This window comes from Streptosporangium sp. NPDC048886 (assembly GCF_055586905.1).
Genome location: NZ_JBVJHH010000003.1, coordinates 314,963 through 340,378 on the forward strand (window position 1 = coordinate 314,963; position 25,416 = coordinate 340,378).

Genomic DNA, 25,416 nt, shown 5'->3' on the forward strand with positions numbered 1-25,416 from the left:
CCAAACGATGAGCCCGGTGGTGCGAGACCATAGCCGGCAGGTCCTGCGGTTCCGCGAAGACGGCTTCGCCTGCGCCGGACCCGTGTTCGACGACGACGTGGTGCGACGGCTCAGAGCGGGCGCGGAGAGGCTGATCTCCCGCTTCACGGAGCATGGACACGTCTCCGACGACTACTGGAACTACGAGGTCGACGGGGAACCCCCGGTGCTGTACCGCATCCACAACCTTGAGAAGCAGGACTGGCCGGAGGCCGAGCTGCTGTTCCGGGCGGAGTTGAGCGACCTCGCCGCCGAGTTCATCGGTTCCCCCGCCGTCCCGACGGCTTTCGCGCTGGTGCTCAAGGAGCCGTACCGGGCGGCCGGGGTGCCCTGGCACCGGGACCGCGCCGACGTCGCGCCCCACACGGTGTGCAACCTGAGCGTCTGCCTGGACACGGCGGGTCCGGAGAACGGGTGCCTGGAGGGGGTCCCCGGTTCGCACCTGCTGCCGGACGACGCGGACGTCGTGTCGGTGCGCGACAGCGGCCCCAGGACGCCGATCGCCGTGCAGGAGGGCGACGTCGTCGTGCACGACGTCCGGCTCGTGCACGGGTCGGGACCGAACCCCACCGAGAAGTGGCGCAGAACGATCGTCATCGAGTTCGCGGACCCCGAGATGTCCCTCACGTCCTGAACGTCCGGCCATCGAACACCGCCAGAAGGGATCTCATGAGGGTTCTGTTCACCGTGTCCAACTGGGCCGGGCATTACATGTGCATGGTGCCCCTGGCGTGGGCGTTCCGCGCGGCCGGGCACGAGGTCCGGGTGGCGTGCCCACCGCAGCAGGTGCAGGGGGTCGCCTCGACGGGGCTGATGCCCGTGTCGGTGCTCGACGCGCCCGACATGATGGAGAGCGCCCGGCTGGCCTTCTACGTCCAGGCGCTCTACACCCCGCAGCAGACTCCCGAGGTGCCGCTGCCGCTGCACCCGTTCACGGGGCAGGCGCTCGACTCGCTCCGCGACTTCGACACGAGCCTGCTGGGCGACTTCTGGAAGGACACGGTCACCTCGATCCAGCGCAGCTACGACGGCGCCGTGAACTTCGCCGCCGCCTGGCGCCCCGATCTGGTGGTGCACGACATCATGGCGGTGGAGGGCGCGCTGATCGGCGCGCTCCACGACGTGCCCAGCGTCTACTTCTCGCCGGGTTTCATCGGCACGATCGAGACCGAGCCGGGGCTCGACCTCGTGGCCAACGACCCCCTCTCGTGCTTCGAGAAGTACGGCGTGGACTGGACCCGCCACAAGATCAAATATGCGGTGGACCCTTCGCCGGACGTGGCCGTCCCGCCGATGGGCGACGCGCTGCGCATCCCCATCAGATACCAGCCCTACAACGGGGCGCAGGATCTGGACCCCTGGATGTTCGGTCCCGCGAAGGGGAAACGGATCTGCCTGGTCTGGGGCAACTCGGCGACGGGCGTCTTCGGGGAGCAGCTCCCCGCGCTGCACCACGCGATCGACTCCGCCGCCCAGCACGGCGCGGAGGTCGTGCTCACCGCGGCCCTGTCGGAGGTGGAGCGCCTCGGCCCGCTCCCGCCGAACGTGCGGGTGCTGCGCAACTGCCCGCTCGAACTGATCCTGCCGAGCTGTGACCTGCTCATCCACCACGGCAGCGCCAACTGCTACATGAACGGGCTCGTGATGGGCATCCCGCAGCTGTCCCTGGCCCTCAACTACGACGGGCGGATCTACGGCAGGCGGCTCGACCCGTTCGGGGCGACCAAGACGTTACCCGGCCTGACGGCCACCCGGGAGGAGATCGACAAGGCTCTCGCCGCCGTGCTGTTCGATCAGCAGTACGGCCGGGAGGCCGCCGTCATGCGTGACTCCCTCGCCACGGCGCCGACCGCCACGCAGGTGGCCGACCTGCTCATCAGACTCGCGGCGACGGGCGGACTGACCGGCGAGGACGTCGCCGAGCTTGCGGCCGCCCGATGACGGCCACGACCCTGGAAGGCGCGCGGGTCGTCGTCACGGGCGGCGCCGGCTTCATCGGATCCCACCTCTGCGAATCGCTGATCGCCCAGGGCTGCTCGGTGATCTGCGTGGACAACATGTCCACCGGCGATCCGGAGAACCTCGCGGAGGTCGAGCACTCGCCGCGGTTCCGGCTGGTCCGGGCGGACGTCACCGAGCCGTTCACCGTCGACCAGCCGGTCGACCACGTCGTGCACCTCGCCTCACCGGCCTCGCCGCTCGACTACCTCCGCATGCCGCTGGAGACGCTGCGCGTGGGTTCGGCGGGCACGGAGAACGCCCTGCGGGTGGCGGTGGCGCACCGGGCGCGTTTCGTGCTCGCCTCGACGTCGGAGGTCTACGGCGACCCCGCGCAGCACCCCCAGCTGGAGTCGTACTGGGGCAACGTGAACCCGGTGGGCCCACGCGCCGTGTACGACGAGGCCAAACGCTACGCCGAGGCGCTGACGGCCGCCTACCGCCGCACGCTCGGCGCCGACACGGCCATCGCCCGGCTGTTCAACAGCTTCGGGCCGAGGATGCGCCGCAACGACGGCCGCATCGTGCCGACCTTCATCGACCAGGCCCTGACCGGCAGGCCGCTGACCATCAACGGCTCCGGCGAGCAGACCAGATCTCTGTGCTACGTGGACGACACGGTCAGGGGCCTGCTGGCCCTGATGTGCAGCTCGGTGCCCGGGCCGGTCAACATCGGCGCCACCCAGGAGCTCTCCGTGCGCGAGATCGCCGAGCTGATCGCCCGGGAGGTCGGGGTCGAGCTCCGCACCGTGTCCCAGTGCCTGCCGGTCGACGAGCCGGGCCGGCGCTGCCCCGACATCGAGGCGGCCAGGACCCAGCTCGGCTGGAAGCCGGAGATGCACGTCGCCGAAGGGCTGCGCCGGACCCTTGAATGGTGGTCGACAGCCTACGCCGGAGGGACACCCAGCCGGATGGACACCGCGAGTGAGGTCGTATGAGCAACGTGAAGCAGACGTCGAAGAAGCCCCCGCTGCAGAGCATGGGTGATCTCAACTGGGTGTGGGAGTGGAGCTCGCCGGAGGAGATGCAGATCCAGCTCGCCGGCACCCAGCCGAGGGACGAATACCTGCGGGACCGCGTCGACCGGGCGGACTGGGTGGCCGAGCGGTTGGGGCTGACCCCGGAGGCGGAGATCTTCGAGATCGGCAGCGGCGAGGGGATCATGGCGAAGGTGCTCGCCCCCCGGGTGCGCAGCGTGCTCTGCGCCGACGTCAGCCAGTCGTTCCTCGGCAAGGCGCGCGCCACCTGCCGGGACCACGCCAACGTCTCCTACCACCACATCGAGAACGACTTCCTGGAGAAGCTGCCCACGGCCGGCTTCGACGCGGGGTTCTCACTCAACGTCTTCATCCACTTCAACGTCTTCGAGATCTACCTCTACCTCCGCGAGATCAGGCGGATCCTGCGGCCCGGCGGCCGCTTCGGCTTCAACTTCGTGGATCTCGGCGAGGTGACGCGCGACTTCTTCCACCACTACGCGGACCGCTACCGCGAGGCCAACCCGGTGGAGTTCAAGGGTTTCCTGACCTGGCACGGGGCCGACCTCATCGTCAAGATCGCCAAGGAGGCGGGGCTGACCCCCCTTCTCGACGAGTTCGTCGACGAGAAGGGCGTCGGCTTCCTGATCCTGCGGCGCGACGAGGAGCCGGCCGCGTGAGGCACCGCTCTCTCGGCGCGGACGGCCCTCTGGTCTCCTCGATCTGCCTGGGCACCTGGGCGCTCAGCGGCCTGTGGGGCGGGCGGATCGAGCCCGGCGTGGAAGCCGTGCGCCGCGCCTTCGACCTGGGCGTGAACTTCTTCGACACCGCCCACGCGTACGGCGACGGCGCCGCCGAGGCCGCGCTCGCCCGGGGGCTGGGCGACCTGCTGCGCGGCCGCCGCGCGGAGGTGGTGATCTCGACGAAGGGCGGCCTGGAGACCCGCGGGAACACCGTCGTCCGCAACAGCGACCCCGCCTTCCTGCGCGCCAACCTCACCGACAGCCTGCGCACCCTGGGGACCGACTACGTGGACGTGTTCTTCGTCCACTGGCCCGACCCGACCGTCCCGCTGGCGGAGACCGCGGGCGTGCTGACGGACTTCGTCAAGGAGGGCCTGGTACGGCACGCGGGGGTCTCCAACTTCTCGGTGGCCGAGATGACCGAGTTCGCCGCGGCCGCTCCCGCGGACGTCGCGCAGGTCCCCTTCAGCCTGCTCGCCCGTGGCGCCGAGCGGGACGTCCTGCCCCACTGCCGGGACGCCGGGGTGGGGATCATGGGCTGGTCGGCGCTCGCCCACGGCCTGCTGACCGGCGCGCTGCGGCCGGACCACTCCTTCGCCCACGACGACTGGCGCGCCTACTCCCCGATGTTCAAGGGGGAGCGGTTCGCCCGGCTGCTGAAGCTGGTGGACCTCCTGGCCGTCTTCGCCGCCGAACGCGGCTGCACCGTGGCCCAGCTCGCGCTGGCGTGGGTGCTCGGCCATCCCGCGGGGGTGGTGCCCGTCATCGGGGCCCAGTTCCCCGAGCACATCGAGGACAGCGTGAAGGCGGTGGACGTCCGGCTCACCGAGGCGGACCTGGCGGAGCTCGACCGCCTGGTGGCGGGCGCGCCGTCGGTGGGACCGGAGGCCGGGCCGCCGAGCAGGACCGGGGACGGTGGCGGACATGCGGCCTGAGGCGGGACTCGCCGGGATGAACGACTGGTACGACGAGCTCACCGTGCAGATCATCGAGCGGGTCTGCTCCCCGACCGCCAACACCGTCGACATCGGCGCCGGCGGTGGGGACATCCTCGCACACCTCCTCCGCGCCGCGCCGCGGGGCCGGCACTTCGCCGTGGAGCCGCTCCCCGAGCTCGCCGACCGCCTCGACCGGGAGTTCCCCGGCGTCACCGTCGTGCGGGCCGCGGCCTCGGACCGGGCGGGACGGGACGGCTTCGTGCACGTGCTCTCCAACCCCGGCTACAGCGGGCTGCGGCGCAGGCCCTACGACCGGGAGAACGAGACCCTGGAGGACATCGTCGTCGACACCGTGCGGCTGGACGAGGTCGTCCCCGCCGACGTGAGCGTCGACCTGATCAAGATCGACGTGGAGGGCGGGGAGGTGGTCGCCCTGCGTGGCGCCGCCGAACTGCTGCGCCGCTGCCGCCCGGTCGTCATCTTCGAGCACGGCGGCGACCGCACCATGCGGGAGTACGGCACGACCAGTGCCGACCTGTGGTCGCTGCTGGTCACGGAGCTGGATTACGGACTGCACACCCTCCCCGGGTGGCTGGAGCGCTCGCCCGCCCTCGACGCCGGGGACTTCGCCGCCGCCCTGCGGGAGCAGTGGTACTTCGTCGCGGACCAGAGAGGCCAGGCATGGTGAACCCGAATACCGCGGCACGGCCGGAGGACGCCGTCCTGCCCGAGTGCCACATCCGGGAGACAGGCGTGCTCCCCGAGCACCTGACCGCGTTCCGGCGGCAGGGGGTGCTGGCGCTGCGCGGCCTGCTCGACCCCGTCGAGTTGGAGGCCGTGCAGGAGGCCGCCGGGTCGCTGATCGACGACGCGTGGCGCACCCGGTCCATGACCGACACCATCTGGACCCAGGAGCCCGACCACCCCGACGCGGCCCCGGTCCGGATCGAGTACGTGGTCGACAAGTCCCCGGTGATCGCCCGGCTGGCGGGCCACCCGCTCCTGCTGCGCGTGATGGAGGCCCTGGTCGGGCCCAACCTCATCCCCACCTGGGACAGCATGGTGTTCAAGACCACGGCGGGCGCTCCCCGGCTGTCCTGGCACCGCGACGGCGAGATGTACGCCGACGCGGTGGGCGTCACCGGGGCGGGCCGGGTGATCGACGTCGGCGTCTACCTCGACCCGGCGCCGGAGGACAACTGCGTCTGGTGCATCCCGCAGTCCAACTACTGGGACGACGACCGGATCACCGCGACCGCCGAGCGGCTCAACGCCAGCGAATGGGACACCACGGGCGCGATCCCGGCGGTGATGCGGCCCGGTGACGTGCTCCTGCACAACATCCTGACGCTGCACGGCGCCCCGGCCGTGCAGGGCAAGCAGCGGCGGGTCGTCTACTTCGAGTATCGGCCGGCGGAGGTGGAGTGGCAGCTCGGCCCGCACGTCCCCGAATACGTCGGCCGCAAGCAGCAGGTGCTGCGCTCCTGCGTCGCGCAGCGCGCGGCGGCGCACGAGCACCGGGACGAGGAGCCCTTCGACTACTGCCCGGCCGAGCCGTTCCGGCACTGGGTGGGCCGCCCCGACCTCACCACGCTCCGCTTCCCCCACGAGGAGAACTGGCGTTGGTGAACCTACTGAACCGGGTGCCCGGCCTGTTCGGCGGCTCGCGGGCCGGCGCGGCGGAACGCTCCCTGGATGAGGTCATGGCCGAGCGGTTCCGGGAGCGGGTCGATCCCCGGCCGGGCGACTGGGCCTACGCCCACCTGCTCGATCTGCGCCAGGCGCTCGCCGAGACGCTGCGCGACGCCTCCGGCGTCTGGCTCGACTACGGCGCGGGCACCGCCCCCTACCGGGATCTGTTCTCCGCGGCGGAGGTGCGGACGGCCGACTTCCCCGACGGGGAGGCCTACCGGGCCGACCACGCGCTCGACCCCGACGGCCGGTGCCCCGTCCCGGACGGGACGTTCGACGGCGTGCTGTCCACCCAGGTCCTGGAGCACGTCACCGATCCGGACCAGTACCTGCGCGAGGTGTTCCGGCTGCTGCGGCCCGGCGGGCGGCTGGTGCTGTCGACCCACGGCGTGTGGGAGGAGCACGGCGGCCAGGACCTGTGGCGCTGGACCGCGGACGGCCTGGCCGTCCAGGCCGAGCGGGCGGGGTTCGCGGTCGACCGGACGACGAAGCTGACCTGCGGCCCGCGCGGGCTGCTGCTCCTGCTCCGCCGGCACGGGCGCGAGCACGGCTGGCCCGGGGGCGGCGCCGTCGGGCTCGCGCTGGGCGCCCTGTGGTGGATCGACCGCCTCCGGCCGCGGGCGGTCGACGACTACCTCCAGAACGCCTTCGCCGGCCTCGGCCGCAGCGAGGGGCCGGCCGAACCGTTCTACCTGGACATCCTGCTCGTCGCCAGGAAGCCCCCGGGGCGGGCCGCCGAGCCGGACAACAGTTGATCTTCCCTCGGCCGGCGGCGGGAGCCGCCGGCCGTCCCGTTGGAGTCGAATCCACCTGACCGTTAGGGCACTGGCATGACGAACGGCGAGGCAGCCGCGGGGAGCATGTGCGTGCTCCCCTGGATCCACCTGTGCGCGTCCATCGACGGCGTCTACGGCCGGTGCTGCGTGGACGACGCGATGTACCACAACGAGCTGTACGAGCAGCAGGACGAGCCGGAGTTCACGCTCAAGGAGGACGCGATCGGCTGCTCGCCCCGGTCCCGGTACGCGCGGGACAACCCGGACCGGGTCATGGGGGTGGAGGAGGCGTTCAACAGCCCCAACATGAAGCGGACCCGGCTGGCCATGCTCGCCGGGGAGCGGGTGGCCGCGTGCTCGTACTGCTACCACCGGGAGGACCGCGGCGCCCTGTCGTACCGGCAGGAGATCAACGGGCGCTTCCGGGACACGGCCGACTTCGACGCGCTGGCCGCCCGCACCGCGGCGGACGGCACGGTCGAGGACTTCCCGTTCTTCCTGGACATCAGGTTCGGCAACACCTGCAGCCTGCGCTGCGTGATGTGCACCTATCCGGTGAGCTCGGGATGGGGGGCCAAGCAGCGCCCGCCGTGGTCGTCGGCGGTGATCGACCCCTACCGCGACGACGAGGAGCTGTGGAAGACGCTGCGGGAGAACGCCCACCTGATCCGCCGCCTCTACTTCGCCGGCGGCGAGCCGTTCATGCAGCCGGGGCACTTCGCGCTGCTCGACCTGCTGGTCGAGACCGGGAACGCCGGCAACGTGGACATCGTCTACAACTCCAACCTCACGGTCCTGCCCGAGTCGGTCTTCCCGAAGTTCCGGCACTTCAAGAGCGTCGGGATCGGCGCGTCCTGCGACGGCGTCGGCGAGGTCTTCGAGAAGATCCGGACGGGCGCCGACTGGGAGACCTTCGTCGGGAACGTGCGCCGCGCCAAGACCGAGGTGAAGCTGTGGCTGCAGGTGGCGCCCCAGCGGGACAACGTGTGGGGGCTGCGGGACCTGCTGGCCTTCGCCCGGGACGAGGGTCTGGACATCGACCTGGCCAACGTCGTGCAGTGGCCCGCCGATTTCTCGGTGACCAACCTGCCGGAGGCGGACAAGGCGGCCGCCACCGAGGAGCTGACCTCCCTCGTCGAGTGGTGCGCCGACCTCGGCTGGGACAAACCCGCCGAGGACCTGCGGGCGCTGCGGACGTTCATGAACGCCGCCGATCCCACCGTCCTGGCCCACGAGGGAACGGTGTGAGCACGGCGGTCCGGAGCTCCGGCCGCGGCCGGTGAGCCGCTGAACGGGAGGGCCGCCCGGCCCTCCCGTTCCCGTCTCTCCGTGGTGCGGTCCCCGGCCGGAGCCGCCGCGCGAGGCGGGCTCCGCCGCGGGCCGTGGCGCGGTCCGCGCTCCTCCGGCCAGGGGTCCGCGCTCCTCCGGCTAGGAGGACGCCGCGGTCTCGGACAGCAGCCCGACCAGGTGGTCGGCGATGGCGGTGACGGTGGGCCGCTGCCAGAACACGGTGGCCGGCAGGCTGTGGCCCAGGCGCTTCTCCAGCCGCCGCCGGATCACCACCGTCATGACGGAGTCGAGCCCCTGCTCGGCGAGCGGGCGCCGCAGATGCAGGTCCGCCACGGGCAGTCTCATCTCCTTCGCGATCTGGCCGCGGACCTCCTCCAGGACGCGCTCGCGCAGCAGTTCGGGCGGCAGGTCCGCGAACGACATGACCTCCTCCGCCGTTCCCGGCCCGTCGTCGGCGACGGCCGCCGGCGGCTGTTCGATCACGGGGTAGCGCAGGCCGGGAAGGCTCGCCAGCACCCGGCCCGCCTCGTCGGCGACCAGGGCGTCGACCGTGTCCGGCCGCTCGGGGTCGGGCACGACCTCGACGAGCACCGCCTCCGGCGGCAGCCCGGACACGGCCACCTCGTCGATGTGCACCACCATGCGCAGCAGCGGGATCCCGGGGAAGGCCGCCGGCGCTATGGACATGACCGCGTCCAGCACCGGCGCCCAGGTGGTCGTGTCCGCCGACCGCACGCGCGCCCGCAGGGCTCCGTTGCCCGACAGCAGCTCCTCGACGGTCCAGTCGAACCCGGTCGACGGCACGCCGACCTCGGCCAGCCGCCGGTGCACCAGGCCGGGGTCGGCCGGCTCCAGGCGGTACTCCCCCGGGTCCACCAGCGACCGCGGCCCGGCCTCGGCCGTCTCCGCGACCGTGGCGTCGGTGTGGACGAGCCAGTCGGGGTCCTCGCCGACGTCGTCGCCGACCGTCCGCGACGCCAGGCGTACGGCGGCGCCGTCGTGCACGACCTGGATCTCCCTGCGGCCGGCCGTCATCAGCGGGTGCCGCATCGCCACGTCGGTCAGCACCGGCGGCGTGCCGTCGCGCGAGGCCGCGTCGAGGAAGGTGGCCACGAGCACGGCGGCCGGAACGATCTCCACGCCGTTGAGCGCGTGGCTCCCCGGGTAGGGGCGGTTGGCGTCGTCGAGGACGGTCCGCCACACCCGCAGCGGGCTCCCGGCGATGCCGCTCCTGGCGCCCAGCAGGGTGGCGGACGCCACGTCGTGGCCGCGGCCTCCGCCTCCGGCCCGCCGGGCCGGCCGGTGCCAGTGCCTGCGGTGCCGCCAGGGGTAGACCGGCAGCGTGGCCAGTCCCCCCTCCGGGTGCAGGGCCCGCCAGTCGACGCCGATCCCGTTGCAGTGCGCGCCGGCCACGCCGGCGAGGAAGGCACGCAGCTCCGGGGCGTTCCTGCGCAGCGTCGCGCCGACGAAGAAGTCCTCGGAGCCGATCTCGGCCAGCGTCTCGTGGATCGAGTGCGTCACCACCGGGTGCGGCGAGATCTCGACGAACGCGCGGTAGCCGTCGCCGGCCGCCGCGGTGACGGCGGCGGCCAGGCGCACCGGGTTGCGGAGGTTCGCCGCCCAGTAGGCGCCGTCGGCCGTCATCGCCGCGCGCGGATCGTCCAGGGCGGTGGTGTAGATCGGGATGCGCGGGCTCCGCGGCGTGAGGCCGGCCGCGGCGGCCGCCAGGTCGGCGAGCAGCGGGTCCATGTGCGGGCTGTGGAAGGCCACGTCGGAGGCGACCCTGCGCACCCCGACACCCTCGGCCGACCACCGCTCGATCAACGCCTCGATCGCGTCCTGGCCCCCGGAGACCACCGTCGAGACCGGTGAGGAGGCGATCGCGGCCACCAGGTCGTCGTGGTCGCCCAGCCGCGCGGCGGCCTCCGCGAACGGCAGGGTGACCATCGCCATCGCGCCCTTGCCCGAGGCCCGGCGCAGCAGCGACGAGCGGCGGCAGATCAGCCGGGCGCCCTCCTCCACCGTCAGGATCCCCGCGGTGACGGCCGCCGGGATCTCCCCCACCGAGTGCCCGATCACGGCGTCCGGGGACACCCCGCGGGAGCGCCAGAGCTCGGCGAGCCCGAGCTGCATCGCGAAGATCATGGCCTGGACCCGGTCGACCTCGTCGAAGTCCCCGTCGAGGATCGCCTGCCGGGGGGAGAAGCCGATCTCCTCCAGGAAGATCGGCTCCAATGCGTCGATCACCCCGGCGAACGCCGGCTCGGAGGCCAGCAGTTCCCGTCCCATGCCGGACCACTGTGAGCCGTGCCCGGAGAAGACCCAGACCAGCTTCCCGTCCTGCGTGACGGGCGACCCGGTGACGGCGCCGTCCGCCGGCTCGCCGGCGGCCAGCCCGCGGAGCGCCGCGACGAGCCCGTCGCGGTCGGCGGCCACGGCGACCGCCCGGTGGGTGAGATGTGACCGGCGCAGGGCCAGGGTGTGCCCGGTGGAGGCCAGGCCGCCGCCCCGCGCGACGTGGTCGGCCAGCGCCCCCGCCCGGTCCCGCAGCGCGGCCTCCGACCCGGCCGACAGCGGGAAGAGCGTCTCGGTCCGGAGCGGGCCCGCCGGGCGTGGCGCCTGCCGTTCCGGGGCCTGTTCGAGCAGTACGTGGGAGACGGTCCCGCCGTAGCCGAAGCCGGACACCCCGGCGCGGCGCGGATGCGCCCGCTCGGGCCACGGCGTGTGCCCGGTCACCAGGCGCAGCCCCAGCCGGTCCCACTCGATGGCGGGATTGGCCTCGGTGACCAGCAGGTTGGCCGGGATCTCCGCGTGGTCCAGTGCGAGGATCGCCTTGATGACCCCGGCGATGCCGGCGGCGCCCTCCAGGTGGCCGATGTTCGACTTCACCGAGCCGATCAGGCACGGCTCCTCGCGGTCCCGCCCGTACACGGCGCCGATCGCCGCCGCCTCCATCGGGTCGCCGAGCGGGGTACCGGTGCCGTGGGCCTCGACGTAGCCGACCGTGCCCGGCTCGACCCCCGCCGAGCGCAGGGCCCCGGCCATGACGTGCTCCTGCGCCTGGCCGCACGGCGCCATGATCCCGTTGGTCCAGCCGTCCTGGTTGACCGCGCTGCCACGCACCACGGCCAGCACCCGGTCGCCGTCGCGCTCGGCGTCGGCCAGCAGCTTCAGCACCACGACCCCGCAGCCCTCGCCGCGGCCGTACCCGTCGGCTGTGGCGTCGAACGACTTGCTCCGGCCGTCGGGCGCCAGGGCGCCCGCGGCGCCCAGCGTGAGCGACTGCCCCGGTGAGACGAGCAGGTTCACCCCACCGGCCAGCGCGAGCGTGCTCTCCCCCAGCCGCAGGCTCTGCGCGGCCAGGTGCAGGGCCACCAGCGACGCCGAGCAGGCGGTGTCCACGGTGAGGCTCGGCCCGCGCAGGTCGAGCGCGTGGGAGACGCGGTTGGAGACGGCGCAGGTCGCGGCGCCGATGCCGGTCCAGGCGTCGATGCTCGGCAGGTCCTCCAACTGGCGGCCGCCGTAGTCGTAGGTGCAGACGCCGGCGAAGACACCCGTGTCGGTCCCGGCCAGGTCCTCGGGCGGGATGCCCGCGTGCTCCAGCGCCTGCCAGGCCACCTCCAGCAGGATCCGCTGCTGCGGGTCCATCAGCTCGGCCTCGCGCGGGGAGATCCTGAAGAACTCCGCGTCGAAGCCGTCGATCTCGGTCAGGAAGTTCCCCGCCCGGATCACCCGCCGCAGGGCGGCCTCGAACTCGGGGCCGAGCTCGCGGTAGCCGTCCCAGCGCTCCGGCGGCACCTCGCCCGTGGTGTTGCCGCCGCGGGCCAGCAGCTCCCAGAACTCCTCGGGTGAGTTGACGTCTCCGGGAAGGCGGCAGCCGATCCCGATCACGGCGACCGGCTGGGGGGCCGCCGGGGGCGGCTGGAGTCCCTTGAGTTCCACGAGCATCCTCTGCTGTCGGATTTCTGAACGGATGAGACCCTGGGGCGTCACTTCTCCCACGCCGGCGACTCCAGGACCTGGACGATCACACAGGACACGACGAGGCCGGGCGCGGTGCCGAGCATCAACATGTGGTCGCCCGGTCCCAGCTCGCCCGTACGGACCAGGTGCTCGAAGGACAGGATGTGGTCGCTCGCGCCGCAGTGCCCGATGGTCCGGCCGAACTCCCAGGTCGAGCGGGTCATCGGCAGGCCCCAGGCGGCCATGACGCGCTGCTCGACGACCTCCCTGGAGTAGTTCATGAAGGCGACCCGCGTGATGTCGCCGATCTCGATGCCCGACTCCTCCAGGGCCTGGTCGACCAGGGCCGTCGTGTGCTCGGGCATCGTGGCCATCGCCACCGACGCCGGGCTCCGGGTGGCGAACTGCTGCCCGATCCGGGCGCTGAAGTCGGTGGGGCGTCCCCGGGTGATGCTCGGCGGGAACAGCGGCTCGTCGCCGCGGTGCAGCGCCTCCGCCTCCGGGATCGTCCTCGAACACACCGAGCGGAGCCGCGCGAACCCGGGCCGCTTGGTCAGGACCAGCGCGGAGGCGGCGTCCCCGCCGATGAAGCCGGGCCCCATCCGCCAGCGGTCGATCAGCGGCGTGCCGTAGTTGTCGGCGGCGACGAGCAGCGCGCCGGCGCGCTCGGGTACGGCCAGCAGATGGCTCGCCGCCAGCTCCATCGCGCCGAACAGGCCGTTGCACCCCTGGCGGATCTCCAGCGCCAGCAGGTCGCCGCCCACCAGATGCCGCTGCAGGTAGGAGTGCGGCGGCCAGCCGTCCGGGCCCTGGTGCCAGGTGCTGGCGTACAGCAGCAGATCGAAATCCAGGGGAGAGCCGCCCCACCGCTTGACCGCCTGCTGCGCGGCGCGCAGCGCCATTTCCGGGGGCGGTGTCTCACCCGCGACCGCCGCGCCGCCCAGCTCGTGCGACTTCACGTCCTCCGCGGGGTAGAGACCACGCTCGACGGCCCATTCGACATTCACCGTCGGCGGGACGAAGGCTCCCAGGGCGTTGATGAAAACATTCGGTGTACGCACGGATCAATCTTCCCAATCTCTATGCGGCCCCTTTCGGCGCGTGTTAACCCTATAATCTGAAATGAAAAACCGATTTAGGAATTCACCTAGGAATTCCTGTCCGCCAGATTTACCGGCGTTTGTGTGAGGCTTTCACGCGGCCCGCGGCGGACGCGCGCGGGCCGCGGCTCCGTTGACACGCCGGAGGCCCGGGTCTTCGCGGTGAAGACCCGGGCCGGGGCGTGCGGCGGCGCCATGCCCCTGGGATTCATCCAGGGATCAGGGAACGATCTCCATCTGGGCCATCATGCCCAGCGCCGAGTGCTCCAGATAGTGGCAGTGATACATGTACCGCCCCGTATAAGGCGTCCGGAAGGTCATCTGGATGCGCACCGTCCCTCTCGGCGGGAGGTACACGGTGTCCTTGAGCCCGGCGTCCTCGGGGAGCGGCGGACCGCCGTCCCTGCTCAGCACCTGGAACTGCACCAGGTGCATGTGGAAGGGGTGGTCGAAGGGGATCGGTTCCACGTCCGCGTTGACGATCTCCCAGATCTCGGTGGCGCCCTGCCTGATCTGCAGGTCCACCCGGTCCGGGTCGAACGGCCTGCCGTTGACCAGGCCGACCGGCGGCCTGGCCGACATGTCGAAGCTCATCGACACCTTACGCTCGACCGTGGCGGCGCCGAGCGCGGGCAGCGGGACCAGCTCGGCGGGCACGCTGCTGTGATCCCGCCCGTGCGCGGCCGACACGTCGAAGCGCAGGATCGGGTTCTCCCCCTCGTACAGGTACAGCGGGCTGTCGTCCAGCCGCCGGGAGAAGTCCACCACGATCTCCACCCGCTCGCCGGAGGAGATCACCAGCTCCTCCCGTGTCACCGGCGCGGGGAGCAGCCCCCCGTCCGAGGCGATCTTCGTCATCGGCACGCCGCCCATGTTCAGCCGGAAGACGTGTTTGAGGGAGGCGTTGAGCAGCCGGAACCGGTATCTGCGCGCGGCGACCGGGAAGTACGGCTGCGCCTTGCCGTTGGCCAGGACGGTCGTCCGGTTGTCGGGGTGGCCGAAGACCAGGGCGCCCTTCTCGTCGAACTGGGCGTTGCGCAGCATGATGGGCACGTCGTACCTGCCGCTGGGCAGGTTGAGGCGTTTCTCCGCCTTGTCGTGGATCAGGTAGAAGCCGTGCAGGCCGCGGTAGACGTGGTCGGCTTCCAGGCCGTGCGTGTGGTCGTGGTACCACAACGTCGCGCCGCGCTGCGCGTTCGGGTAGTCGTACACCCGGGTCGCCCCGGGTGCGATGAGGTCCATGGGATGGCCGTCGTTGGCCGCCGACACGTGACCGCCGTGCAGGTGCACGTTGGTCAGCTGGTCCAGCTCGTTGACGAAGGCGACCTTCACCGGGCGGCCCGCCCTGGCCCGGATGGTCGGGCCGACGAACTGCCCGCCGTAGGTGAGCGCGGGGGTGCGCAGGCCGGGGATGATGTCCACCTCCGCCGCCCGGATGGGCAACGTGTAGGTGTCCACGCCTCCCGTCGTCCGCGAGGGCGCGAGCACGGGCGGCACGGGCATCCGCTCGGTGAACGGGGTGAAGGTCACGTGCGTGGCGCCCACCGTGCCGGCGGAGGGCTGTGGCACGTGGCCGCCGTGGTGCCCCAGGTGCCCGATCCCGGACAGGGCCGTCGGGGTGTCCCCGAGGAAGCGCAGCACTGCGCCGCCGCCCAACGCGGTGACGCCGAACGCGAGTAAGCGTCGTCGGTTCAGCATGTGAGTTCCTACCGGGGGTCGGGGCTTCAGCCCAGCGGCCTGGATCGCCCGATGCCCAGCGTGGGGCTGGTCATCAGGTACAGGCCGGTGGTGGAGTCGAACAGGTCGTGGGCGTCGAGCTTGCCGGGCGCCTCGCTGACGGGCGCGTTCAACGTGTTGGCCGAGGCCATGAGGCGGGCCTGCTCGGCGGCGAGGAACAGCTGCTGGACCGAGTTGTCCTGATCGGCGGCGGGCTGGGCGACGCCCTCGTGCCGGCCCTCCGCGGCGTCGTCCATGTCGGCGATCCCGGCGACGAGCTGGGCGAACGCCCTCGCCCCGTCGACCTTCTCGTACTCGGTGTCGGCCCTGTCGTGCACCAGCGCGTCGGCCAGCCCGAAGTAGGACTCCTTGCCCGCCTGCTGCTGGTAGACGCCCGCGACCAGGGTGAACAGGCGCTCATAGGCGTTGCGGTAGAGGGACTCGTAGAAGGCGCGGGCCTCCTCCTCGCTGACGTCGCCGTTGAGCGTGCCCATGATGGACGCGGCGGCGAGCATGCCGCTGTAGAGCGCCAGATGCACGCCCGTGGACAGCAGCGGGTCGAGGAAGCAGGCGCTGTCGCCCGCGGCGAAGTATCCGGGCCCGCAGAAGCTGTCGGCGACGTAGGAGAAGTCCTGCTCGACCCGGACGCCGGGCTGGTAGGTCCCGTTCTCCAGCAGGCCGCGCACCGAGGGCGACTCCTCCACCAGCGACGCGAGCATCGCTTCGAGGGACTCGTGCTCCTTGCGCCGCTCCAGGAACCGCGTCTGGTGGGTGACGAACCCGACGCTGTAGCGGTCGCCACGCAGCGGGATCACCCAGTACCAGCCGTCGGGGGCCGAGATCACGTTGATGCCGCCGGCCGGGGAGCCCGGGAGCAGCGACCCGCCCTGCCAGTAGCCCCAGATGGCGACGTTCTTGAACGTCTCGGTCGGACGGCGGTTCTTGAAGTGCTGCGAGGGGATCAGCCCGGCGCGCCCCGACGCGTCGACCACGAAGTCGAACTCGGTGGTGCGCAGCTCGCCGGACTCGGGATCGGCCCACTCGGCCGCGACGGCGCGGTCACCGTCGAACAGCACCCTCTTCACCGTGGCGCCCTGGATGACCTCGGCGCCCTGTTTCGCGGCGTTGTTCAGCAGGACGTGGTCGAACTCGTCGCGGTCGACCTGCCAGGACCGCACGCCCGGGCCGAAGATCTTCGACCAGTCGATCGCCCAGTCCTCCTTGCCCCAGCGCAGCATCACGCCGTTCTTCTCGGTGTAGCCGCAGGCGTCGACCTCGTCCAGCGCTCCCACGTAATCGACGATCGTCCGGCACGAGGAGGCGATGGACTCGCCGATGTGGTAGCGGGGGAACGTCTCCTTCTCCAGCAACCGCACCGACAGACCCGCTCTGGCGAGCAAGGCCGCAGCGGTCGATCCGGCCGGGCCTCCGCCGATGACCAAGACTGTGCTGGGCATTGAGCTCCGATCATAAAGTTCGCAACGGCCTGAATGGCGTGGGCCATGTGAATGGACGCCCACTCTACGTGCCGCCGAAAATTGGAATCAATGACCCGTGAAAGGTCTAGTAGAACCGCTAGTGCGACGCCACCGCCCTAGGTCGGACCGGCGACGATTGCTATCGTTGGCCCTCCATCCCGTAAGGAAAACCAATGGACGAAGAGTACGGCCGGAGCCCGCTCTGGGAACGGTACGGCAGGACCAAAGTGACGAAGGAGGCCGTCACCGATCTGGCCAACTTCAAGTCCAACGAGGTGAACTTCAAAATGGCCCTCTGGGATCCGGGGGTCAATGGTGTACGGTATCTGAAGACCTTGGTCTTCAATCTGAGCGCCGGCCTGAGCGAGGCCAACTGGGCCAGGCTCCGCAGAATTCACAACCGTGACGTGGGAAATCCCATCGCCGTCAGATACGACGGCGAAACGGTCTGCATGGACTATTTACAGGCCGTGTTCGAGGTGGAGTTCCTGGCCGGCCGCCTCGACCTGGACGGATCGGCGGTCCTGGAGATCGGCGCGGGGTACGGCCGGACCTGCCACGCGATCATGTCCAACCACGATCTCGCCTCCTACCACATAGTCGATCTGGAGAATTCGATCCAGCTCTCTCGGGCCTACCTGGGGGCGGTGCTGGAGGAGGAGCGGTTCGCGAGGATCCGCTTCCACTCCGTGGACGAGGCGGGCGGAGTCGACGCCCTGTTCCGGGACCTGAGTTTCGACCTGTGCATCAACATCGACTCGTTCGCGGAGATGAACGCGCGGACGGTACGCGCCTACCTCGACCGCATCGCGGTGACCTGCCGCCACCTCTACGTGAACAATCCGGTCGGGAAGTATCTGGACAAGAGCCTGGACGGCCACTCCCAGGGGGACGAGGTCGTCGCCCTGGCGCTGCGCACCGGGCCGCTGCGGGACGTCATCGACATCCACGACAACCGCGCGGTCGAGGCGCAGTCGCGCAAGTTCCTCACCGCCTACGGGCCGGGCGACGGCTGGCGGTGCGTCGCCGAGGGCCGGTCCGTTCCGTGGACCTACTACTGGCAGGCGCTCTACCGCAACGACAGAGGCGTGGGCGGATGGCCCGGCCGCTGATCACGGTGCTCGGCGCCTCGGGGTTCGTGGGCTCCGCCGTTCTGGCGGCGCTCGCCGAGCGCCCGGTCAGCGTACGGGCCGTCTCCCGCAGGCCGGCCGCGGTGCCCGCCACCGGCCCGGCCGAGTTCGAGGTGCGCGCGGCCGACCTCACCGACGCCGAGAGCCTCGCGGAGGCGGTGGCCGGGTCCGACGCGGTGATCCATCTCGTGCTCGACGCCTCCGGCTGGCGCGGGGCCGACGACTCCGCGACCGCGCGGGTGAACGTGGACGTGCTGCGCGACCTCGTCGGATGCCTGCGGGCGGGCCGTGGGGGACGTCCCCCGGTGGTCGTGTCCGCCGGTTCGGTCTCCCAGGTGGGTCCGCCGCCCAGGCTGCCGATCGACGGCACCGAGCCCGACCGTCCCCAGACCTCCTACGACCGCCAGAAGCAGTCGGCGGAGGGCCTGCTCAAACGCGCCTCGGAGGCGGGGGCCGTCCGCGGCGTCTCCCTGCGGTTGCCCACGGTGTTCGGCGACGGCCCCGACCGGGGCGTGCTGGCGACGATGACACGCCGCGCACTGGCCGGTGAGGCGCTCACCATGTGGCATGACGGCACGGTCGAGAGAGAGCTGCTCTACGTCCACGACGTGGCGGACGCCTTCGTCGCGGCACTCGACCACCCGGACGCCCTGGCCGGCGGGCACTGGCTCCTCGGGCGCGGCCGGGGCGAACGGATCGGCGACGTCTTCCGGACCATCGCCGAGCTCGTGTCCGCGCATACGGAGCGCCCGCCGGTCCCGGTCGTCTCCGTCCCGCCGCCCGCGGACGCCCGGCGGACCGACTTCCACAGCGTGGTGGTCGACTCGTCGGCGTTCCGCTCGGTCACCGGGTGGCGGCCCCGGGTGCCGCTGCGCGAGGCCCTCACCCTCATGGTGCACGCCCTGGCCGGAAGCCCGCCTCGATCTTGACGCACGTCTGGTAGTCCGGCAGCAGGCCGGCGGCCAGGGCCTGGTCGAGGCGGGGCGCCGTCCGGTCCCGGTCGGACAGGACGGGCTCGACGTCCTCGGGGATGGGCAGGTTCAGCGCGGGGTCGAACGGCGACAGCGCCAGCTCGTTCTCCGGCACGTACTCCTGGGACAGGGTGTAGGACATCATGCTGTCGTCCTCCAGCGCGACGAACAGGTGGCCGACGCCCACCGGGAGGTAGAGCGAGCGGCGGTCCCGGGAGTCGAGGACGACGGCGTCCCACCGCCCGAACGTGGGGGACCCGACCCGCACGTCGACGACCATGTCGAGCACCCTGCCCCGCGGGCAGTGGACGTGCTTGGCGGTGCCGGGCGGCGCCGCCGTGAAGTGCAGGCCCCGGACCACGCCCCGGCGGGAGACGCTGTAGCTGAGCTGTCGCACCGGGAACAGCGGGTATCCGGCCGTCTCGACGAACGCCGACTCCTCGTACGGCGACAGGAAGACCCCCCGGTGGTCCGGGAAGACGGTCGGAGTGAAGGCGAACGCGCCCTCGACCGCCAGCTCGCGTGCGTGCATGTCGGCTCAGCTCTCCACGTGAACCCTGGGAACGTAGAGGATCCACCGGCCACCGGCCCTGCGGAACTCCTGCTCCTTGGCCATGATCTCGTCCGCGTGGTTCCAGGCGAACAGCAGCGCGTAGTCGGCGGCGGCGGCGGAGAACGCCTCCGCCGGCCGGACCGGGATGTGCGCCCCGGGGGTCAGACGGCCCTGCTTCGTCGGCGTCGTGTCGCAGACCCACGACACCAGCTCGGGTCCGATGCCGCAGAAGTTGGTCACGGTCGCGCTCTTGGCGGTCGCGCCGTAGGCGACGACCCGCTTCCCCTCCGCCTTCAGCCGCCGGAGCAGGGCGAGCAGGTCGTCGCGGATGCCGTTGACGTCGGCCGCGAAGCGGCCCAGCCGCTCCGGGCTCGCGACGCGGCGGTCCTCCTCCTCGGCGATCAGCCGGGCGACGCTTGCGGCGGGCCTGCGGGCCCCGGCCCGCGCGATCGTGTAGCGCACCTCGCCACCGTGCACCGGCAGCCGCTCCACGTCGACCAGCTCGAACCCCAAACGCCCGGCCATCGCCTGCACCGAGCGCGCGGTGAAGAAGAAGAAGTGCTCGTCGTAGATCTGGTCGAACGACGTCTTCTCCAGGATGTCCCCCAGATAGGGGTCCTCGAAGACGAAGACGCCGTCGGGGGCGAGCAGCGCGTCGACCCCCTGGAAGACAGACTTCAGGTAGGGGATGTGGCAGATCGTGTTGGCCGCGTAGATGACGTCGGCCGGGCCCTCGGCCGCACGGACCTCGACCGCGGTCGACTCCTCGAAGAAGTCGCCACGCACCCGCAGGCCGCCCGCCCTGGCCACGTCGGCCACCTTCCCGGACGGCTCGAACCCCAGGTGCCGGACGCCGGCCTCGTGGATGGTCCGCAGCAGCACCCCGTCATTGGAGCCGATCTCGACCATGAAGGGGTCGGGCCCGGTCAGCTCGGTCTCCAGAAAGCGGCGCGCGGTGTGCGCGAAGTGTTTCTGCATCACCGCCGACCCGGACGAGTAATACGGGTAGTCCTCGTGGAACATCTTCTCCCGCGGGACCTCCTCCATCAGCTGGACCATCGTGCACGCCTCGCACACGCCGACCGAGAGATGGAAGAAGAACTCCCCGGCCAGGTCCGGCTCGCTGAGGAATCGGTCGGAGAGCGGCTGACGGCCGAGGTCGAGGAACTCCACGACGGCGCCCTCGCACACCCGGCACGTGCCCGTGGGCCGTGTCCCTCCAGCAGCAGCAGACATCATGATCTCCTTAACCGTCAGAGTGTCGCCAGCACCTCGCGCAGAGCCCCGATCACCTTGTCCTGGAGGTCGATCGGCATCGACGGGTACATGGGGAGAGAGAAGATTTCCTTCGCCAGCCGTTCGGTGACGGGCAGTGAGCCGTCCGCGTATCCGAGTCGCGAGAAACCCGTCATGATGTGAACCGGCCAGGGATAGCTGATGTTCAGCAGAATATCGTGATTCTTGAGCTGTTCGATGATTCTGTCGCGCTGTGGATGGCGCACCACGTAGAGATAATAGACGTGTTCGTTTCCGGCGGTCACCGGCGGCAGCACGAGACCGGTTGATCCGACGATGTCCCGCAATCCCTCGGCATAACGGGCGGCCACCGCGCGGCGGCCCGCGATGTAATCGTCGAGGCGCCGGAGTTTCCGCCGTAAAATCTCCGCCTGCACCTCGTCCAGACGGCAGTTGTGACCGGGCGTCTGGACGACGTAATAAACTCTGTCCATTCCGTAATAGCGCAGTTGCCGCAGGCTCCGCTCGACGGCCGCGTCGCCGGTCACGACCGCGCCGCCGTCCCCGTAGGCGCCCAGCACCTTGGTGGGGTAGAAGGAGAACGCGGCGGCGGTGCCCATCGTGCCGGCGGTCCGGCCGTGGTGACGGGCGCCGTGCGCCTGGGCGCAGTCCTCCAGGACGGACAGGCCGTGTTCGGCGGCCAGCCTTTCGAGCGGGGCCATCTCCACGCACTGGCCGTACAGGTGCACCGGGAGCAGCGCCTTGGTCCGCGCGGTGATCGCGCCGGCCACCAGGCCGGAGTCCATCAGGTAGTCGTCCTCGCGCACGTCGACGAAGACCGGCGTGGCGCCCACGGCGTCGATCGCCAGGACCGTCGGGGCCGCCGTGTTGGAGACGGTGATCACCTCGTCGCCGGGGCCGACGCCCAGCGCCTGCAGGGCCAGCTTGATGGCGTTGGTGCCGTTGTCCACTCCCACGCAGTGGGGCATGCCGTGGTAGGCGGCGAATTCCTCCTCGAAGCGCCGGACGCTCTCGCCGAGCACGAGGTTTCCGGACTCGAAAACCGTCTCCACCGCGTCGAGGAGATCGGACCGCTCCTTTTCGTATTCCGGCAGATAGTCCCACACTCGAATAGCCATGTTCGCCTCCCCTACGACGGAGCCTGGGAGCGGAGGGCCCGGACGCTCATGTAGTCGTTGTCCTGATCGAGGTCCAGGGCCTGACCGCTCAGGTAGTCGACGCCGTCGACGTAGCTGTACGGCTGCATGAACGAGCCCGCCCGCACGTCCCGGTAAAGGCGCGCCAATGGGTGGTCGCCCGAATAGGAAAGGCCGCCGACCATCGTGAGGCAGTCGTTGACGACCCGCATGGACAGCTCGTTGACCGTCATCTTGGCGTACTGGAACGGCGTCATCATGCGCCGCCCGCGCTCGTCGAGATCCCCGGTCAGGTCGTCGGAGAGGGCGTCGGCGTTGAGCAGCGCGGCGCCGGCCGCCGTCCGCAGGGCGTAGAGCCGGGCGTCCGTCTCGGCGATGAGGGTGCGCGCCGCGGCGGGGACGCCCGACGACCGGCGGGCGCAGATGCCGACCGCGATGTCCCGGGCCGCCTGGGCGGCGCCGGCGTAGATCCCCAGCATGGTGATCGAGCTGACCGTCTGCCCGGCCAGTACGGCATCGCGGCGCGCGCCGACCTCGCCGCGGTCGAGGATGTCCGTCGCCGGGATGGGGCACCTGTCGAAGACGACGTCGAGCGTGCCGGAAGCCCGCATCCCGAGGCCGTCCCAGTTGTCCAGCACCGTGAGCCCGGGGGTGTCGCGGTGCACGACGGGCACGGCCAGCGTCCCCGGCCCCGTCTCGGCCCGCTTCAGCGCGTGCACGAAGAAGTGCGTGGCGATCGGCGCCATGCTCACCAGGGTCTTGCGGCCCGACAGCAGCCAGCCGCCCGACCCGTCGGGGGTCAGCTCGGTGACCGCGCCCGGAGCGTCCTTCAGCCCGCCGCAGACGGCCGCCTCGCCCGTCGCCATCGACCGCAGCAACCGCTCGGCCAGCTCCCGGACGTGCGCGGGGCCGTGACGCCATTCGTAGGTCAGCGTGAGCCCGCGGCTCAACTGCACGTGCAGCGCCAACGCCGTCGAGGCGTCGGCCTCGGCGAGCGCGACCAGCCCCACCGCCACGTCGTACATCTTGCCGACGCCGAGACCGCCCAGTTCCCTGGGCACGGTCGCGCCCATCAGGCCGGTCTTGGCGAAACCCTCGAAGGTCTCGACGGGGAAGGCTCCGGCCCGGTCGTTGCCGCCGGCCTCGTCCCGGATCCGCGAGTCGAAACCGGTCAGCAGGCCGACCATGGTCCGGCCCTCCGGCGTGATCGGTGCCCGTAAATCTACCGCCGCCCACGAATGCACGGTCTCAGTTGACATTGCACGTTTCCGTTTCCGCAGTTCCGACCCGGCCCATGTCGAGCCGTCACGACGCCCTCGACACAGGGAACCACAAAATATATGAAAGATGGTTAGCGGGAAGGCTTCAAAGCGGGGATGATCAAGAAGTCTAGGCGAATCCCTCGAACTAATCAGGCTCCGGGATCTGCATTGTGTGGCCGCAGCTCGGTCGGATATATATTCAGCCGACCCTGACCGGAGGACTTGTGAAGATACTTTTTATCTCGGGGCCGACGAAGTCGAGCGTATTCGGTCTCGCGCCGCTCGCGATCGCGGCGCGAGGGAGTGGTCACCAGGTCGTCCTGGCCTCGACGCGGGAAGCCGTGTCCGCGGCCCTGGGCATCGGCGTGCCGGCGTTCTCCACGACCCCGTTGTCGCTGACGGAGCTGATGACGCTCGACCGCGCGGGAGAGCCGCTGCGGATCCCGCAGGACGAGGCGGAGCTGCCCGTCTTCGTCGGCCACATGTTCGGGCGGCTGGCCGCCGCCGGTCTCGACCCGCTGCGCGGCCTGGTGGGCGGCTGGCGGCCCGACCTCATCGTCGGCGGGCCGCACGCCTACGTCGCCCCCCTGCTGTCCGCCGAGTTCGGCCTGCCCTGCGTACGGCACATGCTGACCGGCAACCCGATCGACAGGGAGGGGACCCACCCGGGCGTCGAGGAGGAGCTCCGGCCCGAGCTGGACAGGTTGGGGCTCGACCACGTCCCCGGCTTCGACATGGCCGTCGACATCTTCCCGGAGAGCACCAGGCCCGAGGGCGCCACGCCCGCGCAGCCCATGCGGTGGATACCGACGAACGAGCAGTGCCCGCTCGAACCGTGGATGTGCGCCCGGGGGGAACGCCGCCGGGTGCTCGTGACCGCGGGCAGCCTGGCGACGCCCACGCACAACTTCGGCTTCCTGCGCGGCCTGACCGACGCCCTCACGGAACTGGACGTGGAGGTCGTCATCGCGGCGCCGGAGGAGGTGGGCAGGGAGCTGCGCGCCGAGCGCGGCGTCGCCCACGCGGGCTGGGTCCCCATGGACGTGGTGCTGCCCACCTGCGATCTGATCGTCCATCACTCCGGCACGATGACCGCGCTGACGGCGCTGCACGCCGGCGTCCCGCAACTGATCATCCCGCAGGAGAGCAGGTTCACGGACTGGGCGCGGATGCTGTCCACCAGGGGCGTCGCGATGACGCTGCCGCCCGGGCAGGACACGCCCGACGCCGTCGCGGCGGCCGGCCGGGAGCTGCTGGGGAACCCCTCCTACACCGAGGGGGCGCGGGCGATCGCCCGAGAGATCGCCGAGATGCCCCTGCCCGCCGAGGTCCTCGGCGTTCTGGAAAAGCTCGTGACAGCCTAGGAGCGACATGCGCGTGCTCGTGACCGGCGGAGCCGGATTCATCGGGTCCCACCTCACCGACGCCCTGCTCGGACGCGGCGACGCCGTCACCGTCCTCGACGACCTGTCCACCGGCCTGGCCGGGCGGCTTGACCCGGAGGTCGCCGTCCACCGGGAGTCGGTCACCGACGCCGCGGCGCTCACCCGGCTGGCCGAGCGGGTCCGCCCGGAGGTGATCTGCCATCTCGCGGCCCAGATCGACGTCAGGGCCTCGGTCGCCGACCCCGCGGCCGACGCCGGGATCAACGTGGTCGGCACCATCAACGTGCTGGAAGCGGCCCGCGCGGTCGACGCCCGGGTCGTCTTCGCCTCCACCGGCGGCGCCCTGTACGGAGCGGACGCCGAGATCCCCTCTCCGGAAGGGCTGACCCCCGAGCCGGAGGCCCCCTACGGGACGGCCAAATACTGCGCCGAGCAGTACATCGGCCTGTACAACCGGCTCCACGGCACCGGCCACACCGTGCTCCGGCTCGGCAACGTGTACGGCCCGCGCCAGGACCCGGCGGGGGAGGCCGGCGTCGTGGCGATCTTCTGCGGCCGGGTCCTGCTCGGACGGCGGCCGACCGTGTTCGGCGACGGCGCCCAGACCCGCGACTACGTCTACGTCGGCGACATCGCCGAGGCGTTCCTCACCGCCGTCGACCACGGACGGCCCGGGGTGTGGAACATCGGCACCGGCGTCCCGACCAGCGTCCTGGACCTCCTGGAGCTCATCGGGCGGACCGCCGGCCATGCCCCGCAACCGCTGTTCGCCCCCGCCCGCCCCGGCGAGCTGCAGCACTCCGCCCTGGACGTCGCCCGCGCCGCCGCCGAGCTGAAGTGGTGCGCCCGCACCTCCCTCGCCGCCGGGATCGCCAAGACCTACAAGTGGGCCGAGGCCGGCGAACCGATTGATGCCAAGTGCTGATTCACTGGTGTTTTTCTCAGTTTTTCCCGATCTTTCATCGCATATAGTTAAATGTCCATGATTCCCATCGGGAAAGGGAGTTCTTTG

21 protein-coding genes are annotated in these 25,416 nt (G+C 71.1%); 13 read left to right on the plus strand and 8 right to left on the minus strand.

Annotated elements, in window-relative coordinates; genetic code table 11:
- Positions 1-16: 16 nt before the first annotated feature.
- The 9 genes from ACZ6R6_RS05545 (at position 17) to ACZ6R6_RS05585 (ending at position 8,411) form a co-directional block, all read left to right on the plus strand.
- Positions 17-673 (plus strand): phytanoyl-CoA dioxygenase family protein, encoded by a 657-nt coding sequence (locus ACZ6R6_RS05545; protein ID WP_470090395.1) that lies wholly within the window; start codon positions 17-19, stop codon positions 671-673.
- 35 nt (positions 674-708) lie between these two features.
- Positions 709-1,980: a nucleotide disphospho-sugar-binding domain-containing protein gene (locus ACZ6R6_RS05550; protein ID WP_470090397.1), complete on the plus strand. Its 1,272-nt coding sequence runs from the start codon at positions 709-711 to the stop codon at positions 1,978-1,980.
- The gene (locus ACZ6R6_RS05555; RefSeq protein ID WP_470090399.1) at positions 1,977-2,975 is read left to right on the plus strand and encodes an SDR family NAD(P)-dependent oxidoreductase; all 999 of its coding nucleotides are present in this window, start codon (positions 1,977-1,979) and stop codon (positions 2,973-2,975) included. Before ACZ6R6_RS05550 ends, ACZ6R6_RS05555 begins: the two co-directional genes overlap by 4 nt.
- Positions 2,972-3,694 carry a class I SAM-dependent methyltransferase gene (locus ACZ6R6_RS05560; protein WP_470090401.1) on the plus strand — a complete coding sequence of 241 codons (723 nt, stop codon included), beginning with the start codon at positions 2,972-2,974 and terminating at the stop codon, positions 3,692-3,694. The genes ACZ6R6_RS05555 and ACZ6R6_RS05560 overlap by 4 nt, the downstream gene beginning before the upstream one ends.
- Entirely contained in the window at positions 3,691-4,692 is a 1,002-nt protein-coding gene (locus ACZ6R6_RS05565; protein WP_470090403.1) for an aldo/keto reductase, read from the plus strand. Before ACZ6R6_RS05560 ends, ACZ6R6_RS05565 begins: the two co-directional genes overlap by 4 nt.
- The gene (locus ACZ6R6_RS05570; RefSeq protein ID WP_470090405.1) at positions 4,682-5,383 is read left to right on the plus strand and encodes an FkbM family methyltransferase; all 702 of its coding nucleotides are present in this window, start codon (positions 4,682-4,684) and stop codon (positions 5,381-5,383) included. Before ACZ6R6_RS05565 ends, ACZ6R6_RS05570 begins: the two co-directional genes overlap by 11 nt.
- Complete coding sequence (locus ACZ6R6_RS05575) at positions 5,377-6,324, plus strand: phytanoyl-CoA dioxygenase family protein (protein WP_470090406.1); 948 nt, start codon at positions 5,377-5,379, stop codon at positions 6,322-6,324. Before ACZ6R6_RS05570 ends, ACZ6R6_RS05575 begins: the two co-directional genes overlap by 7 nt.
- A complete protein-coding gene (locus ACZ6R6_RS05580; RefSeq protein ID WP_470090487.1) occupies positions 6,321-7,142 on the plus strand; it encodes a class I SAM-dependent methyltransferase in 822 nt (273 codons plus the stop codon). Before ACZ6R6_RS05575 ends, ACZ6R6_RS05580 begins: the two co-directional genes overlap by 4 nt.
- A gap of 75 nt (positions 7,143-7,217) precedes the next feature.
- Positions 7,218-8,411 carry a twitch domain-containing radical SAM protein gene (locus tag ACZ6R6_RS05585; RefSeq protein WP_470090408.1) on the plus strand — a complete coding sequence of 398 codons (1,194 nt, stop codon included), beginning with the start codon at positions 7,218-7,220 and terminating at the stop codon, positions 8,409-8,411.
- A gap of 180 nt (positions 8,412-8,591) precedes the next feature.
- Here ACZ6R6_RS05585 and ACZ6R6_RS05590 read toward each other — a convergent pair whose 3' ends face one another.
- The 4 genes from ACZ6R6_RS05590 to ACZ6R6_RS05605 all read right to left on the minus strand — a co-directional run bounded on the left by ACZ6R6_RS05590 (position 8,592) and on the right by ACZ6R6_RS05605 (position 16,689).
- Complete coding sequence (locus ACZ6R6_RS05590) at positions 8,592-12,395, minus strand: type I polyketide synthase (protein ID WP_470090410.1); 3,804 nt, start codon at positions 12,393-12,395, stop codon at positions 8,592-8,594.
- Between the two features lie 47 nt (positions 12,396-12,442).
- Positions 12,443-13,477 (minus strand): ketoacyl-ACP synthase III family protein, encoded by a 1,035-nt coding sequence (locus tag ACZ6R6_RS05595; RefSeq protein WP_470090412.1) that lies wholly within the window; start codon positions 13,475-13,477, stop codon positions 12,443-12,445.
- Positions 13,478-13,735: 258 nt separating this feature from the next.
- The gene (locus tag ACZ6R6_RS05600; protein ID WP_470090414.1) at positions 13,736-15,214 is read right to left on the minus strand and encodes a multicopper oxidase family protein; all 1,479 of its coding nucleotides are present in this window, start codon (positions 15,212-15,214) and stop codon (positions 13,736-13,738) included.
- Positions 15,215-15,240: 26 nt separating this feature from the next.
- Positions 15,241-16,689, minus strand: coding sequence for an NAD(P)/FAD-dependent oxidoreductase (locus ACZ6R6_RS05605; protein WP_470090416.1), 1,449 nt, complete (start codon positions 16,687-16,689; stop codon positions 15,241-15,243).
- Between the two features lie 194 nt (positions 16,690-16,883).
- Between ACZ6R6_RS05605 and ACZ6R6_RS05610 the strand changes: the two genes are divergently transcribed.
- Both ACZ6R6_RS05610 and ACZ6R6_RS05615 read left to right on the plus strand, forming a co-directional pair.
- Entirely contained in the window at positions 16,884-17,822 is a 939-nt protein-coding gene (locus ACZ6R6_RS05610) for a putative sugar O-methyltransferase (protein WP_470090418.1), read from the plus strand.
- Positions 17,807-18,769 (plus strand): NAD-dependent epimerase/dehydratase family protein, encoded by a 963-nt coding sequence (locus ACZ6R6_RS05615; RefSeq protein ID WP_470090420.1) that lies wholly within the window; start codon positions 17,807-17,809, stop codon positions 18,767-18,769. The genes ACZ6R6_RS05610 and ACZ6R6_RS05615 overlap by 16 nt, the downstream gene beginning before the upstream one ends.
- Here ACZ6R6_RS05615 and ACZ6R6_RS05620 read toward each other — a convergent pair.
- From ACZ6R6_RS05620 to evdC, 4 genes are read right to left on the minus strand one after another with little or no spacing between them, the layout of a single operon-like run.
- Complete coding sequence (locus ACZ6R6_RS05620; RefSeq protein WP_470090422.1) at positions 18,729-19,343, minus strand: dTDP-4-dehydrorhamnose 3,5-epimerase family protein; 615 nt, start codon at positions 19,341-19,343, stop codon at positions 18,729-18,731. The genes ACZ6R6_RS05615 and ACZ6R6_RS05620 overlap by 41 nt on opposite strands.
- A 6-nt stretch (positions 19,344-19,349) precedes the next feature.
- A complete protein-coding gene (locus tag ACZ6R6_RS05625; protein WP_470090423.1) occupies positions 19,350-20,603 on the minus strand; it encodes a methyltransferase domain-containing protein in 1,254 nt (417 codons plus the stop codon).
- Positions 20,604-20,617: 14 nt separating this feature from the next.
- Positions 20,618-21,739 carry a DegT/DnrJ/EryC1/StrS family aminotransferase gene (locus ACZ6R6_RS05630; protein WP_470090425.1) on the minus strand — a complete coding sequence of 374 codons (1,122 nt, stop codon included), beginning with the start codon at positions 21,737-21,739 and terminating at the stop codon, positions 20,618-20,620.
- A gap of 11 nt (positions 21,740-21,750) precedes the next feature.
- Positions 21,751-23,016, minus strand: a complete 1,266-nt coding sequence (gene evdC / locus ACZ6R6_RS05635; RefSeq protein ID WP_470090427.1) for an L-evernosamine nitrososynthase — start codon at positions 23,014-23,016, stop codon at positions 21,751-21,753.
- Between the two features lie 227 nt (positions 23,017-23,243).
- Here evdC and ACZ6R6_RS05640 point away from each other — a divergent pair, with 227 nt between their 5' ends.
- Together ACZ6R6_RS05640 and ACZ6R6_RS05645 are read left to right on the plus strand one after the other, a co-directional pair.
- The gene (locus ACZ6R6_RS05640; protein WP_470090429.1) at positions 23,244-24,383 is read left to right on the plus strand and encodes a nucleotide disphospho-sugar-binding domain-containing protein; all 1,140 of its coding nucleotides are present in this window, start codon (positions 23,244-23,246) and stop codon (positions 24,381-24,383) included.
- Positions 24,384-24,390: 7 nt separating this feature from the next.
- A complete protein-coding gene (locus ACZ6R6_RS05645; protein WP_470090430.1) occupies positions 24,391-25,329 on the plus strand; it encodes an NAD-dependent epimerase/dehydratase family protein in 939 nt (312 codons plus the stop codon).
- Positions 25,330-25,416 lie beyond the last annotated feature (87 nt).

Bases quoted from the DNA above. Each gene is read 5' to 3' on its own strand.
- ACZ6R6_RS05550 (WP_470090397.1), top strand. From the start codon at position 709: ATGAGGGTTCTGTTCACCGTGTCCAACTGGGCCGGGCATTACATGTGC.
- ACZ6R6_RS05555 (WP_470090399.1), top strand. From the start codon at position 1,977: ATGACGGCCACGACCCTGGAAGGCGCGCGGGTCGTCGTCACGGGCGGC.
- ACZ6R6_RS05560 (WP_470090401.1), top strand. From the start codon at position 2,972: ATGAGCAACGTGAAGCAGACGTCGAAGAAGCCCCCGCTGCAGAGCATG.
- ACZ6R6_RS05570 (WP_470090405.1), top strand. From the start codon at position 4,682: ATGCGGCCTGAGGCGGGACTCGCCGGGATGAACGACTGGTACGACGAG.
- ACZ6R6_RS05575 (WP_470090406.1), top strand. From the start codon at position 5,377: ATGGTGAACCCGAATACCGCGGCACGGCCGGAGGACGCCGTCCTGCCC.
- ACZ6R6_RS05585 (WP_470090408.1), top strand. From the start codon at position 7,218: ATGACGAACGGCGAGGCAGCCGCGGGGAGCATGTGCGTGCTCCCCTGG.
- ACZ6R6_RS05600 (WP_470090414.1), bottom strand. From the start codon at position 15,214: ATGCTGAACCGACGACGCTTACTCGCGTTCGGCGTCACCGCGTTGGGC.
- ACZ6R6_RS05605 (WP_470090416.1), bottom strand. From the start codon at position 16,689: ATGCCCAGCACAGTCTTGGTCATCGGCGGAGGCCCGGCCGGATCGACC.
- ACZ6R6_RS05610 (WP_470090418.1), top strand. From the start codon at position 16,884: ATGGACGAAGAGTACGGCCGGAGCCCGCTCTGGGAACGGTACGGCAGG.
- ACZ6R6_RS05615 (WP_470090420.1), top strand. From the start codon at position 17,807: ATGGCCCGGCCGCTGATCACGGTGCTCGGCGCCTCGGGGTTCGTGGGC.
- ACZ6R6_RS05620 (WP_470090422.1), bottom strand. From the start codon at position 19,343: ATGCACGCACGCGAGCTGGCGGTCGAGGGCGCGTTCGCCTTCACTCCG.
- ACZ6R6_RS05625 (WP_470090423.1), bottom strand. From the start codon at position 20,603: ATGATGTCTGCTGCTGCTGGAGGGACACGGCCCACGGGCACGTGCCGG.
- ACZ6R6_RS05630 (WP_470090425.1), bottom strand. From the start codon at position 21,739: ATGGCTATTCGAGTGTGGGACTATCTGCCGGAATACGAAAAGGAGCGG.
- evdC (WP_470090427.1), bottom strand. From the start codon at position 23,016: ATGTCAACTGAGACCGTGCATTCGTGGGCGGCGGTAGATTTACGGGCA.
- ACZ6R6_RS05645 (WP_470090430.1), top strand. From the start codon at position 24,391: ATGCGCGTGCTCGTGACCGGCGGAGCCGGATTCATCGGGTCCCACCTC.